Here is a 13094-nt window from a genome sequence, read left to right as displayed (position 1 = left end):
CACCGGCCACGCCTCGGCGGGCGCACCCATCGCGACACACTGGGGTCCCGCTCCGCTCCGCCCAGCGGCCACCCGGTGCACCCGCCAGGGCGCGGCCGGGTCACCAGCCGCAGGCGGCGCGCAGGCGGGTGACGCCAGCTCGCGGAGCACCCCGGCGAACCACGCCGACTCTGGAGCACCCACGCAGACGAGCGCGACTCACGAGGCGTCCCCTTCCCCGTGGATCGTCGTACACCGGGCCCGCCGCCTCAAGGGCGCCTGATGGCGTCGCTGCGCGATGAGCGAAGCCCGCCTTTGATTCCCGACGAGCTCGGTGCGACGAGGAGGAGCAAGCGGCCGGGGAGGCCGTGCATCCAGCGTGCAACTACGGGAGGGCAAGGGCGGCAATCGGCGGCGACCCAACCCCAGCGGACCCCGGCAACGAAAAACCGCCCTGACCTGAGTCAAGGCGGTTCTGAGAGCGGTGGCCAGGGCCGGGGTCGAACCGGCGACCTTCCGCTTTTCAGGCGGACGCTCGTACCAACTGAGCTACCTGGCCGGGAACGCCGGCAAGGAGCCGAACGATCTTGCGACCCTGACGGGACTCGAACCCGCGACCTTCGCCGTGACAGGGCGACGCGCTAACCAACTGCGCCACAGGGCCTTGCATCTACTACTGTACTGCGTACTCCCAACGGGATTCGAACCCGCGTTGCCGCCTTGAAAGGGCGGAGTCCTAGGCCGCTGGACGATGGGAGCCCGGCCGGTTTCGGTAAACCGACCCGACCGCGCTCTCAGGTCGTCCCTGGGAGCGAACATAAGCATAGGGCACGCCCCAACCCCCCTTCAAAGGGGTATCCCTTAAGCCCCGCGCAAGCCTGCGAGCTGCGGTTTCGCCCACTAGGCTCGACCCGGTGAGCAACTGGGTGGATGTCGGTGATGTGAAGCTCCGGGTCGAGACCAGCGGCGAGGGGCCGCCGGTGCTCCTGCTGCACGGGCACCCGCGCACCCACACCACGTGGCACCGGGTCGCGCCGCTGCTGGCGCGTGGGTTCACGGTGGTGTGCCCGGACACCCGCGGGTACGGCCAATCGAGCAAGCCGCCGACCACGGAGGATCACGAGCCCTTCAGCAAGCGGGTGATGGCCAGGGACTGCGTCGAGCTGATGCGGCGGCTGGGGCACGAGGAGTTCGCCGTCGTGGGGCACGATCGCGGCGCGTACGTGGCCACCCGGCTGGCGCTCGACCACCCGGAGCGCGTCCGCGCGCTCGCGGTGATGGACGCCGTCCCGATCGGGGAGGCCCTCGCCCGCTGCGACGCCAAGTTCGCCCACGACTGGTTCCACTGGTTCTTCTTCGCCCAGCCGGACAAGCCCGAGCGGGCGATCAACGCGGACCCGGACGCCTGGTACAACGTCGGCACGCGGAACACACCCGAACGGATGGGTGCGGAGAACTTCGCGGACTTCCACCGCGCCATCCACGACCCGGCGACGATCTCCTGCATGCTCGAGGACTACCGCGCCGGCCTCGGCATCGACCGCGCCCACGACGACGCCGACCGCGCCGCCGGCCGCCGCATCCAGTGCCCGACCCACGTGCTCTGGGCCGCCCACGACGACATGACCGACCTCTACGGCGACATCCTCACCATCTGGCGCGACTGGACCACCGGCCCGCTCACCGGCGCCGAGATCGACTCCGGCCACCACATGGCCGAAGAAGCGCCCGAGGAACTGGCCGACGAGCTGGCCGCGTTCCTGAACCGGGCATAACGGCGTTATCGATCGCCACCCGGTGGAACCCGGGTGAGAAATCGATTGCCAAGCACCCGGCCCGGCACTACGTTCCGAAACAGCGCCCAGGTGCGCCACCAGGGGGTGTGCACCTGGGCCCCACTACTCGTTCACGGACCGGCCACCGCGATCACCGCTGAACCGGCAATCGGCCTTCTTCGTCAGGCGTGAGGCCCAGCATCTCCAGCAGCTCCGCGCAGTCGTCGACCCCGGTCGCGCCCTGCGCCACCGCGAGCCTGGCCCGCCGGACCTGGTCGTCGGAGATGCGCGGCGAATCCGCGTTGCCCGACCGCTGGGCCGGCACCCCACCATTCGCCGAGGCGTTACCCGCGTCGCCTTCGTAGCGAAGGAGGAACTGTCGCACTTCGAGAGACCCGCTCATTGGCTGCTCCTCCTCAAGAGTTTGGCGAAAGCTTGGCGCGAGGCTAGCGAGCGGACCTCGCCCCCCACAGCCCCCCGCAGAGTGAACCTCCCATGACCGGATGTTCGCTCTGCGTTGCACTCGCAGGCCAGATGAGCTTTGCACCCGGCGACTGCCCACAATGAACGTCCGGCAAACCGCAAGTGACACGCGCGCCGGATTTTTCCCGGCTACCACTCGCCGAACCCCGCCGAGTCGTGTAACAATCGACTTGCTGACACACCCCCGGTCAGCGCCTGTGGAGATCCCCTCCGGCCCCCGCGTTCCTCCCCCTGGCGCGGGGGCCTCTCCATTCCTGTTCGCAGCCTTGCGGGCTGCTCCCAGGGTCCTCGTATCTCCCCGGGGGGCCGAGCCCCCCGGACCCCCCGCGGTGCGTGCTTCTCACCTTGGCGGGCGCTGGTCACGTGGGCCTGGACCAGCTGATCTTGTTTCCTTTGGCTAATGATCGAAATGCGTGTGTGTAATCGTTTTCTGCAGTGGTTGAACATTGTGCAGGGGCGGGTGCGGGTGGGCAAGTTTCTTATTGTGGAATTACCTGATGGTTTCGGGGTGGGGTGGGGGGATTACGGAGGGTGGGGTTTTCTTGATCGGGATTAGCGCGGATGGACTATTGCGGAAAGAATCGGCGACGGACGGTGTGTCGCGCGCCACACTCGACACGGGGCCGAAACCTTACCGTTATCCTGTCCGGGTGCCTCTTCCCTCACTTGGACGCCTGAGCAGCCGGACCAACATCAAGGCGGTCAACCCCGGACGTCACCGCAACAACCCCTCGCGCGAGGCCGAGGCGGCGGTCGACGACCACGAGCTGACCAGCTACCTCGCCGCGCTCGCCCCCGATGCGGACGACCCGGAGAGCACCGGCAGCGGCCGCCGGTTCGGTGAAGCCCAGGTCTTCCAGATCCGGATGAACACCATCGCCAGCGAACAGCTGAAAGACATCGCCGCGGAGCGCCAGACCTCGCCGCAGGCCCTCGCCATGGAGTGGGTGCTCGAGCGCCTCTCGTGGGAGGCCCAGGCCGGCTCCGTGCAGGACCAGGTCCAGACCCGCCACAACCGCGTCAGCGACGCGCACACCGACCAGTTCTCCTTCGACCAGCGCTGGGAGCAGCCCGTCTCGGGCCAGCTGCAGTAGCACTCCCGGCACACCAGCGGAAATGACCGGGGCCCCGGCGGAAATTCCGCCGGGGCCCCGGTTTCGCTTGCTTCAGGTGGCCGATCTCAGATGACGCGCACCTTCTGAGCCTGCGGGCCCTTCTGGCCCTGGCCCACCTCGAACTCCACTCGCTGGTTCTCCTCGAGGGTGCGGAAGCCGCGCCCGTCGATCTCCGAGTAGTGCACGAACACGTCGCCCTCGCCGCCGTCCTGGGCAATGAAGCCAAAGCCCTTTTCAGCGTTGAACCACTTCACAGTGCCTTGCGCCACCGCTTACTCCTCGTTACAGATCCGCTTCGGGCCTCCGCCGGAGCAGTACCCGGGCCGTCCCGGGCGGTTCCAACGAGTCGAGCGAAGAGCACTGGCGCTCATGGCTCGCGTCAGAAGTTCCGCGAGTGTGAAGCCACGAACACGCAAAACGACGGCCTGTGGGAAGCGTACCGGGATCTCACAGAATCTGAACCCCGCAAACCGTTCTTGGGCAGAACAGCGGCACCAAGTCACCGAAACGTTGTAAGCACCGAGCCTTCCGGAGGCCCGCCCTTACCGCGTCGGAGGGTCCCGCAGAAAGTGATCTTCCTCACGTTCCCCCGGATCAACGCACGGGCTTCGCCAGGCGTCAGAGGGGCGTCAGGGGACGATAAGGGGACATCAGTGACACAGCACTTCCGACGGCGGGCTCTGGCCGGGCTCGCCCTCATCGCGACGCTGGGCCTGAGCGCCTGCACCGGCGAAACCGGGACCAACGCCGCGGGGACCGACGGGGCGCCGGCGGCGCCGCCCGGTCCGGCCAAGATCGTGGTGCAGCCGGCGGCCGGGGCCAAGGAGGTCTCGCCGGGCGACCCGATCCAGGTGACCGTCACCGACGGCACGCTCGAGCGGGTCACGCTCACCAACCCGGACGGCAAGCAGGTCGCCGGCCAGCCCGCGCCGGACAACCGCAGCTGGACCACCACCGAACCGCTCGGCTACGGCAAGACCTACACCTGGGGCGGCACCGCGGTCGGCACCGACGGCTCCCAGGCGCCGGTCGGCGGCGCGTTCACCACGGTGACGCCGAAGCGGCAGCAGCACGGCCAGCTCAACGTCGGCGACGGCCAGACCTACGGCATCGCGATGCCGATCAGCCTGACCTTCCCGGACCAGAAGGTCACCGACAAGGCCGCGGTCGAGCGCGCGCTTTCGGTGGAGACCAACCCGAAGACCGAGGGTTCCTGGGGCTGGCTGGAGAACGACACCGCGGTGCACTGGCGGCCGAAGGGCTACTGGCAGCCGAACACCGAGGTCAAGGTCACCGCGAAGCTGTACGGCGTGAAGCTGGCCAACGGCGTGTACGGCAAGGAGAACGTCAGCGCCTCGTTCAAGATCGGGCGCTCGCAGATCGTCAAGGGCAACACCCAGACCCACCGCATGCAGGTGATCCGCGACGGGCAGCAGGTCGCCGACTACCCGGTCAGCTACGGCCTGGACAGCGATCCCGGCCGCGTCACCAAGAGCGGCACGCACGTGGTGATGACCAAGCACGACACCTACTTCATGAACAACGCCCGCTACGACTACGAGAACTTCAAGGTCAGCTGGGCGGTGCGGATCTCGAACAACGGCGAGTTCACCCACGCCGCCCCGTGGTCGGTGGGCGACCAGGGCAACAAGAACGTTTCGCACGGCTGCCTCAACATGTCGATGGAGAACGCCAAGGAGTACTACGACAGCGCGATGACCGGCGACCCCGTCGAGATCGAGGGCAGCACGCAGCAGCTGGGCGCGAAGGACGGCGCGTACCACGACTGGACCTACTCCTGGGACCAGTGGCTGAAGATGTCCGCGCTGAACAGCTGAGAAATTCGATGCAACCCGGGAGGTGCGGCGGCGCATGTCTGACTGTGCAAGCGCCGCCGCCCCCCGGCGGCTCACCATCCACTAGGAGCCGAATTGCGTACTCGAATCGTGCTCGGGGCCGGAGCCCTGCTGCTCGCCGTCGGCGCGGCGATCACCGTGCCCGCACTGGCCAGCACCACGGCGCCCGAGGTCGCGCCGCCGGTCACGGCACCCGCCCAGCCGGTGCCACCCTCGGCTCAGCCCGTGCCGCCGACCTCCCTTCCGCCCGCGCCGCAGCCGACCAACACCGCGCCCGCACCGCCGAGCGCGAAGCCCGCGCAGAGCGTGCCGCCCGAGCCCACCTCGTCCAAGCCCGCCCAGCCCGTACCACCGTCGGCGACGCCCGCACCCACGTCGGCGAAGCCCGCGCTGCCGTCGGCCATCCCGGCCGGGCCGACGGGCGACAACCGCTGACCCGGTGACGCGCCGGACCGGATCGACCGGGCCGGACTCGTCGTCGTACGACGACGAGTTCGCCCGGTTCTTCGGCGAGCGCGCACACCAGCTGCGGTCCACCGCCTACCTGCTCTGCGGCGACTGGCACCACGCCGAGGACCTCACCCAGGCCGCGCTGCTGAAGCTCTACCTGGTGTGGCCCAAGCTGGAACGGCACGACCGCCTCGACGCCTACGCCCGCCAGGTGGTCACCCGCACCTTCCTCGCCGAGCGACGGCGGCCGTGGCGCCGCCGCGAGCAGCTCACCGATCTCCCGCCGGAGCAGGCGGGCGAACCCGGCGGACCCGAGCAGCGCATGGTGGTGCTGCGCGCGCTCGCGGCCGTGCCACCCAAGCAGCGGGCGGTGCTGGTGCTGCGGTTTTGGCACGATCTCAGCGTGGAGGAGACCGCGGCCGCCCTGCGCTGCTCCACCGGGAACGTGAAGAGCCAGAGCGCACGTGGCCTGGCCACCCTGCGCGACCGGCTCGGCCCGCACTTCCACGAACTTTCCCTGACGGCGAAAGGAGGCGAGGAATGAACCCGGACGAGGAAGAGGTCCGCAGGCTGCTCGCCACCACCGTCGCCGGTGAGGGCCCCCCGCTGGTCCTGCGCGCGGAGTCGATCGTCGCGCGCGGCACCCGGATCCGGCGGCTGCGCAAGCGGTTCGCGATCGCGGCGAGCGCCGGCACCACGGTGGCCGCCGCTGCCGTGGTGGTCTTCCTCGCGGGCGGCGCCGCCTCCCCCGCACCCCCGCCCGCGCCGGTCCAGCCCGCCGTGCCGGTGCCGGAGTTGAGCATCGAACCGCCGTCGTCCACCGCGCCGGAGCTGCCGGTCCAGTCCGCTTCGCCCGATGCGCCCGAAAGCGCCCGGCCGAGCACCCCCGCCACGGCTCCCGCACCGCCGCGTTCCGCGCCGACCGCCTCCCCACCTGCGGCGATACCGAAACCGCAGGTGCCCCCGGGACCCACGTCGTCGGCCGAGAAGGAGTCGTCGCCACCGTCACAACCGGCCAATTAGAAAGTTTCCCACTCCCGTTCTAGGGTCGGATGATCATTCCTGGGGCGACGAGGGGTTGGGAGGTCGGGAATGACCGATCAGACGGCCGGCGCCGCGGACGCGGCGCCGAAGGAGGCGGATCCGAAGCAGATCCGCAAGGCCGTCGCCGGTTCGGCGATGGGCAACTGCATCGAGTGGTACGACTTCGGGGTCTTCGGCTTCATGCCGGCGATCCTCGGCCAGGTCTTCTTCAACGCGAGCAGCACCTCCGAAGGCGCGCTCGCCACGTTCGCGCTGCTCGCGGTGACCTTCGTGATCCGGCCGCTCGGCAGCTTCGTGCTCGGCCCGCTCGGCGACAAGCTGGGCAGGCAGAAGGTCCTCGCGCTGACGGTCATCCTGATGTCCGGCTCCACCTTCGTGATCGGGCTGCTGCCCTCCTGGGAGACGATCGGGCCCGCCGCGGCGGTGCTGGTGATCCTGCTGCGGTCCCTGCAGGGCTTCTCCGCGGGCGGTGAGTACGGCGGCGCGGCGACCTTCATCGCCGAGTACGCGCCGGACCGCAAGCGTGGTTTCCTCGGCAGCTGGCTGGAGTTCGGCACGCTGGTCGGGTTCTTCCTCGGCGCGGGCACGGTGACGCTGGCGACCGTGCTGCTGGGCAACGAGGCGATGGCCGACTGGGGCTGGCGCATCCCGTTCCTGCTCGCCGGTCCGCTCGGCCTGGTCGGGCTCTACCTGCGGAACAAGCTCGAGGACACCCCGGTGTTCCAGGAGATCGAGAAGACCAAGCAGGTCTCGAAGTCGCCGCTGAAGGAGCTGTTCAGCAAGCACTGGCGGTCGATCCTGCACCTGATCGGGCTGGTCATCCTGCTCAACGTGGGCGACTGGATGATGTTCGGCTACATCGAGACCTACCTGAAGGACGTGCTCGAGCTCGAAGGGCACGCACCGCTGCTGATCGTGATGTCGGTGATCCTCGGCATGCTCGTGCTGATCGTGCCGCTGGGCGCGCTGTCCGACCGGATCGGGCGCAAACCCATCCTGATCACCTGCTGCGCGGGCTTCCTGGTGCTACCGATCCCGATGTTCACCCTGATGGAGAACAGCAAGACCGAGACCGGCGTGAACGTGCTGATGCTCGGGAGCGGGCTGGCGCTGTTCGGGCTTTGCCTGGTGCTGTTCCTGTCGGTGGTGGCCTCGACACTGCCCGCGATGTTCCCGACGCAGGTCCGCTACGGCGCCTTCTCCATCGGCTACAACACCTCCACCGCGTTGTTCGCCGGGACCGCGCCCTTCGTGGTTGGTTCGCTGGTGGACGCCACCGGGAACACGCTGTGGCCGGCGTTCTACCTGATGGCAGCGGCCGCGATCGCGGCGATCCCGATCCTGCTGCTGCCGGAGACGGCCGGGGTGTCGTTGCGCGGCATCGTCAGCTCGCGCATCGCCCGTCGTGGGCACGGGCACCGGACGGCGTCCGCGAATTAAGTGCGCTTTCAACCACTTCGCGTAGTCGTATTACCGTGGACGCATGACGAAGTCCGCCCAGCCGTGGCCGCCGGTGGAAACCGAACCCGCGGTGCCGCACCCGCAGGCACCGCCGGCCGGCACCAAGCTCGGCATGCACTACGAGCACTGCTTCGGCTGCGGTGACCAGCAGGACGCCGGGTTGCGGCTGCGCTCCACCGTCGGTGACGGCGGCCGGGTCCACTCGCAGTTCCTGGTCACCGAAGCCCACCAGGGCGCGCCCGGCCTGGCCCACGGCGGCCTGCTGGCCTGCGCCTTCGACGAGGCGCTCGGCGCCACCGTCGGGCACCTGCTGCGGCGGCCCGCGGTCACCGGGAAGCTGGAGACCGACTTCGTGCGGCCGGTGCCGGTCGGCTCGACGCTGTTCATCTGCGCCAAGCTCGACGGTGTCGCCGGGCGCAAGATCTACGTCAGCGCGGACGGCCGCCTCGACGCCGAGGACGGCCCGGTGGCGCTGCGGGCGCGCGGGCTGTTCGTCCAGGTGGGCTTCGAGCACTTCGCGAAGCACGCCGGACCGGAATCGGTCGAGCGGCTGAAGGCCAGTGGCCGAGCGGTGGAGCGGGACTGGGACATCAACCCCTGATGTTCCTCATCGTCGTCGGTGGGGGCCTGGCGCTCCTGCACCTCTACATCTGGAAACGACTGGTTCGCGACACCACTTCACCCGGCCTCGTGCGCCGGGTCGCGGCGGTGGCGCTGATCCTGCTCGTGGCGTTCATGATCGCCGCGTTCATCTTCGGCACGCGCAGCGATCCGGCGGTGGCGCAGTGGTTCGCCTGGCCGGGGTACCTGTGGCTGGCGCTGTTCTACTACCTGATGCTGGCCACGCTGGTGCTGGAGGTCCCGCGCCTGTTCCTGCGGAAGTGGGCCAGGTCCGAGGAGCCGATCGCCGGGGTGAGCCGCCGGGTGTTCCTGGCGCGCGGGACTGCGGTGGTCGCCGGGGTGGCCGCGGCGGGGATCGTCGGGTACGGCACCACGGTCGCCATGGGCGGGCCGAGCGTCACCCGCGTGCCGATCACCCTGCGGCGCCTGGACCCGCGGGCGTCGGGCTTCCGGATCGCGTTGATCAGCGACGTGCACCTGGGCCCGTTGCTGGGCCGGTCGTTCACCCAGCGCGTGGTGAACTTGGTCAACGAACAGCGCCCGGACGCGGTGGCCATCGTCGGCGACCTGGTCGACGGCACCGTGGCGCACCTGGCCGAGGCCGCCGAACCGTTGCGGGAGCTGCGAAGCACGCACGGCACCTTCTTCGTGACCGGCAACCACGAGTACTACTCGGGTTACACCGAATGGGTCGACCACGTGCCCACACTCGGCATCCGGCCCCTGCGCAACGAACGCGTGGCCATCACGCACAACGGCGGCACCTTCGACCTCGCCGGGGTCAACGACGCGACGGCGTACCAGTGGCAGGACAACGCCGACGTCGGCAAGGCCGTGCAGGGACGGGATCCGTCGCGGGCCGTGGTCCTGTTGGCGCACCAGCCGGTGGACGTGCAGGACGCCGTGGACCACGACGTGGACCTGCAACTCTCCGGGCACACGCACGGCGGGCAGATCACCCCGTTCGAGCTGCTGGTGAGCCTGCAGCAGGGCGCCGTCGCCGGCCTCTCCCAGCACGGCGCCACCCAGCTGTACGTAACGCGAGGCGCCGGCTTCTGGGGCCCGCCAGTACGAGTAGGCGCCCCACCGGACATCACCATCGTAGAACTACGGGCTCCCTAGGCAGGGTGGCCCCGGGGCAGCCGAGTCGAATGCTATGAGTGGGGCATTACTTGCATTCAACGCAAGTAATGCCCCACTCATAGCATTGAGGGCGTTCTCAGGTGAGGGTGCGCGGGCGGATGGCGTTCGCCTTGTCCACCAACGCGATCCGCTGGTCCGCCGTACCGACGAGCCGGGCCAGTGTGCGGTAGCAGCGTTCCAGGCCGAACCGGAGTTCCCGTTCGGAGCCCAGTTCGCAGCCCAGCACCTTCAGCCCGCGGTGTGTGTCGGGCTTCGCGGCACCCGCGCGCACGAAGCCGTACGCCGCCTCCAGCACCTCGGCCGAGAGCCGGGTGCGGCGCTCGGCGTCCAGCGACAGGCGTTCGAGGCGGGCACCGGCGTCGAGCAGGTCGCGGTCCGAGGCCACGCCGGACTCACGGTTCGGCCGGGTCTTGATCTTGATCGCGGCCACCTGCGCGGCGATGTAGTGCGAGGACGAGGACGAGACCGTCTCCAGCACCTCGATCGCCCCGGCTCGCGCGCCCTGCGCCAGGTACACCCGCGCCAGGCCGAACGCGGCGCTGACGTAGCTGTGGTCGGTCTTCCAGACCAGCTCGTAGAACCGCGAGGCGCCGAAGTGGTCGCCGTTGGCCTCGGCGCTGATCGCCAGCGCGAGCTTGGGCGCGATCTCGCCGGGCAGCTCGTCGTAGACGGCGTCGAACGCCACCTGCGCCACGCGCGGGCGGCCACCGGCCAGCTCGATCAGCCCGCGGTACCAGTCGATCCGCCAGTCGTGCGGGAACCCGTTCTTCACCGCGAGGTACTGCGCGGCCTGCAGCTGGCGGTTCGCCTCGGCCAGCTCACCCAGCTCGATCCGGGCGCGCACGATGCGCAGGCGGACCTCGATGGAGTTGTGCGGCGCGTTCACCAGCGCCTCGATCGCCTCGCGCGGATCGGCGGCCGCGGTGGTGGCCAGCACGCCGGCGGCCGGGTCGTCGGTGTCGACCTGCGGCACCGGCAGCCCGCCGACCACGTCCTCCGGCGAGGGCAGCGGCACCGGCCGGCCCGCCTCGGGCACGTCCATGTCCACGCCGAACGAACGGGTCTCCGGGCCGAACACGGTGGACGCGCCGGGCCGCGGTTTCCCGGTGCCCATCGCCATGATCTCGCGCAGCACGCCGGTGAGCTGGTCGCCCATCTCCTCGGCGGAGAAGAAGCGGCGTTCCGGGTCGGTGTGCGTGGACCGCTTCAGGAACCGGTGGTACGAACCGAAAAGCGCGAACAGCGGCACCTGGTCGACCGGCGGCAGCGAGGCCTTGTACTTGTTGGTGTAGCCGGTGAACTCGAAGCTCAGCACGGCCAGCGTGCGGCCGACGGTGTAGAGGTCCGAGGCGACCGAGGCGCCGTGCGTGGCCAGTTCCGGCGCGCTGTAGCCGGTGGTGAAGAACAGCGGGCTCTCGTAGTCGTCCATCCGGCGGACCGCGCCCATGTCGATCAGCTTGAGCTGCTCGTGGGTCTGGATCACGTTGTCCGGCTTGAGGTCGCAGTAGAGCAGGCTCTGGCTGTGCAGGTAACCGAGCGCGGGCAGGATCTCCAGGCCGTAGGCGATCACCTGGCCGATCGGCAGCGGCTCGGCGCGGCCCGCGGTGCGGTGGTGGGCGAGCGCGAGCTGGCGCAGCGACTGCCCGCCGATGTACTCCATCACGATGTAGCCGACGGAGTTGCCGGTGACCGAGTCCGGGTGCTGCACGAAGTTGTAGATCTTGACGATGTTCGGGTGCTCGACCTCGGCCAGGAACCGGGTTTCGTTGACCGCGGCGGCCATCGCGGTGGCGTCGCCGGTGTCGATCAGTCCTTTGAGGACGACCCAGCGGTCGCTGACGTTGTGGTCCTGGGCGAGGTAGATCCAGCCGAGGCCACCGTAGGCCAGCGCGCCGAGCACCTCGTACTGCCCGCCGACGATCTCGTGCGGGCGCAGCTTCGGCTTGAAGGAGAAAGTGTTGCCGCACTTGGCACACACGCCTTCCGGCGAGCCGGGCTTGCCGTCCTTGCCGCGGCCGACCTTGGCGGCACAGTTGCCGCAGAAGCGCTTCTCCTCCGAGACCATCGGGTCGGTGAGCACGGCGGAGGCGGGGTCGCGGTAGGGCACCTGGGGCACGTCGACCAGCCCGGCGCCGAGCCTGCCGCGACGCGAGGTGCGCGAGCCGGTGCGGCGCGAGGTGCCGGGGAAGGCGCCGGACCCGGTGTGGGGGCCGGTGCCCGTCCCCGATCCGGTGCCGGTGCCGGTGCCGGTGCCGGGCATGCCGTCGCTGCTGCTCGGCGGGAGCACGCTCTCGGTGCCGGGATCGGGGAGGACCGGGGCGCTGGTCTCCGGCATCGGCGGGGGCGGGGTGATGCTCTGGGTCGCGGGCGCCGGGGACGCGAGGACGCTGGTGGGCTGGGGATCATCGGACGGCACCGGCAACTGCCGCCGCGGCACCTGCCCTGGACGACTCCCCTGAGCCGACTGGCCTTGGGAGGGCTGGCCCTGGTTCCACTGCGTGGCACCCGCCTGCTGCCCCCGCTGCGGCACCTGCCCCGAGAACGGCTGACTGGGCGGCCCCTGCGGCGACTGACCCTGCGCCGGGAACGCCTGGCCTTGCGACCGACCCGGCTGCTGGCCCTGGAAGGGCTGGCTGGGCGGGCCTGTCGGCGGCTGGCCGGCTTGCGCGGCGAACGGCTGGCTTCCCGGCCCCTGCGCCGGAAATGGCTGGCTCGACGGCCCCTGCGCGGGAAACGGCTGGCTGGCCGGGCCGGTGGGCGACTGACCCGGCTGCCCACCGAACTGCTGACTCGGCGACTGCCCCGACTGCGCCGGGAACGGCTGGCTCGAAGGACCCGATGGCACCTGACCTGCCTGGGACTGCCCCGACTGCGCCGGAAATGGCTGGCTCGAAGGACCCGTGGGCGGCTGGCCCGGCTGCGCGGCGAAGGGCTGGCTCGGCGAGCCGGAAGGCGCCTGGCCGGACTGGGCCGGAAAGGGCTGGCTCGGCGGGCCCGTGGGCGCCTGGCTTGAGGGGCCCGCGGGTGCCTGGCCCGATTGGGCGGCGAAGGGCTGGCTCGGCGAGCCAGAAGGCGACTGGCCAGACTGCGCCGGAAAAGGCTGGCTCGGCGAGCCCGTGGGCGCCTGGCTTGAGGGGCCCGTGGGTGCCTGGCCCGATTGGGCGGCG

General features: G+C 70.1%; 12 protein-coding genes and 3 tRNA genes. 9 read left to right on the top strand and 6 right to left on the bottom strand.

Annotated elements, in window-relative coordinates:
• Positions 1-464 precede the first annotated feature (464 nt).
• The 3 genes from JOM49_RS08480 to JOM49_RS08470 all read right to left on the bottom strand — a co-directional run bounded on the left by JOM49_RS08480 (position 465) and on the right by JOM49_RS08470 (position 738).
• A tRNA-Phe gene (locus JOM49_RS08480) sits at positions 465-538 on the bottom strand.
• Positions 539-569: 31 nt separating this feature from the next.
• Positions 570-643 (bottom strand) — tRNA-Asp (locus JOM49_RS08475).
• Between the two features lie 22 nt (positions 644-665).
• Positions 666-738 (bottom strand) — tRNA-Glu (locus tag JOM49_RS08470).
• 155 nt (positions 739-893) lie between these two features.
• Here JOM49_RS08470 and JOM49_RS08465 point away from each other — a divergent pair.
• On the top strand, positions 894-1754 hold the full coding sequence (locus JOM49_RS08465; RefSeq protein ID WP_209663784.1) for an alpha/beta fold hydrolase: 861 nt from the start codon (positions 894-896) through the stop codon (positions 1752-1754).
• A gap of 151 nt (positions 1755-1905) precedes the next feature.
• Here JOM49_RS08465 and JOM49_RS08460 read toward each other — a convergent pair whose 3' ends face one another.
• Entirely contained in the window at positions 1906-2157 is a 252-nt protein-coding gene (locus JOM49_RS08460; RefSeq protein WP_209663783.1) for a hypothetical protein, read from the bottom strand.
• 730 nt (positions 2158-2887) lie between these two features.
• Here JOM49_RS08460 and JOM49_RS08455 point away from each other — a divergent pair.
• On the top strand, positions 2888-3331 hold the full coding sequence (locus JOM49_RS08455) for a hypothetical protein (protein ID WP_209663782.1): 444 nt from the start codon (positions 2888-2890) through the stop codon (positions 3329-3331).
• 86 nt (positions 3332-3417) lie between these two features.
• Here the strand turns inward: JOM49_RS08455 and JOM49_RS08450 are convergent, their stop codons facing one another.
• A complete protein-coding gene (locus JOM49_RS08450) occupies positions 3418-3621 on the bottom strand; it encodes a cold-shock protein (RefSeq protein WP_027941311.1) in 204 nt (67 codons plus the stop codon).
• 384 nt (positions 3622-4005) lie between these two features.
• Here JOM49_RS08450 and JOM49_RS08445 point away from each other — a divergent pair, with 384 nt between their 5' ends.
• The 7 genes from JOM49_RS08445 to JOM49_RS08415 all read left to right on the top strand — a co-directional run bounded on the left by JOM49_RS08445 (position 4006) and on the right by JOM49_RS08415 (position 9906).
• On the top strand, positions 4006-5190 hold the full coding sequence (locus tag JOM49_RS08445; protein ID WP_209663781.1) for a L,D-transpeptidase: 1185 nt from the start codon (positions 4006-4008) through the stop codon (positions 5188-5190).
• A gap of 93 nt (positions 5191-5283) precedes the next feature.
• Positions 5284-5643 carry a hypothetical protein gene (locus tag JOM49_RS08440; RefSeq protein WP_209663780.1) on the top strand — a complete coding sequence of 120 codons (360 nt, stop codon included), beginning with the start codon at positions 5284-5286 and terminating at the stop codon, positions 5641-5643.
• A 4-nt stretch (positions 5644-5647) separates the two neighbouring features.
• Positions 5648-6202 carry a SigE family RNA polymerase sigma factor gene (locus JOM49_RS08435; protein WP_209663779.1) on the top strand — a complete coding sequence of 185 codons (555 nt, stop codon included), beginning with the start codon at positions 5648-5650 and terminating at the stop codon, positions 6200-6202.
• Positions 6199-6681, top strand: a complete 483-nt coding sequence (locus JOM49_RS08430; protein ID WP_209663778.1) for a hypothetical protein — start codon at positions 6199-6201, stop codon at positions 6679-6681. Before JOM49_RS08435 ends, JOM49_RS08430 begins: the two co-directional genes overlap by 4 nt.
• A 69-nt stretch (positions 6682-6750) precedes the next feature.
• Positions 6751-8142, top strand: a complete 1392-nt coding sequence (locus JOM49_RS08425) for an MFS transporter (protein ID WP_245369262.1) — start codon at positions 6751-6753, stop codon at positions 8140-8142.
• Positions 8143-8185: 43 nt separating this feature from the next.
• Entirely contained in the window at positions 8186-8764 is a 579-nt protein-coding gene (locus JOM49_RS08420) for a PaaI family thioesterase (RefSeq protein WP_209663777.1), read from the top strand.
• Entirely contained in the window at positions 8764-9906 is a 1143-nt protein-coding gene (locus JOM49_RS08415; RefSeq protein WP_209663776.1) for a metallophosphoesterase, read from the top strand. Before JOM49_RS08420 ends, JOM49_RS08415 begins: the two co-directional genes overlap by 1 nt.
• A 97-nt stretch (positions 9907-10003) precedes the next feature.
• Here JOM49_RS08415 and JOM49_RS08410 read toward each other — a convergent pair whose 3' ends face one another.
• A complete protein-coding gene (locus JOM49_RS08410; protein WP_308158689.1) occupies positions 10004-12364 on the bottom strand; it encodes a tetratricopeptide repeat protein in 2361 nt (786 codons plus the stop codon).
• Positions 12365-13094 lie beyond the last annotated feature (730 nt).

The organism is Amycolatopsis magusensis (assembly GCF_017875555.1).
Lineage (GTDB): Bacteria > Actinomycetota > Actinomycetes > Mycobacteriales > Pseudonocardiaceae > Amycolatopsis > Amycolatopsis magusensis.
The sequence above is the reverse complement of the archived record's forward strand: the minus strand, read 5'-3'. Positions and strand labels throughout refer to the sequence as shown.

Bases quoted from the DNA above. Each gene is read 5' to 3' on its own strand.
- JOM49_RS08460 (WP_209663783.1), bottom strand. From the start codon at position 2,157: ATGAGCGGGTCTCTCGAAGTGCGACAGTTCCTCCTTCGCTACGAAGGC.
- JOM49_RS08430 (WP_209663778.1), top strand. From the start codon at position 6,199: ATGAACCCGGACGAGGAAGAGGTCCGCAGGCTGCTCGCCACCACCGTC.
- JOM49_RS08425 (WP_245369262.1), top strand. From the start codon at position 6,751: ATGACCGATCAGACGGCCGGCGCCGCGGACGCGGCGCCGAAGGAGGCG.
- JOM49_RS08420 (WP_209663777.1), top strand. From the start codon at position 8,186: ATGACGAAGTCCGCCCAGCCGTGGCCGCCGGTGGAAACCGAACCCGCG.
- JOM49_RS08415 (WP_209663776.1), top strand. From the start codon at position 8,764: ATGTTCCTCATCGTCGTCGGTGGGGGCCTGGCGCTCCTGCACCTCTAC.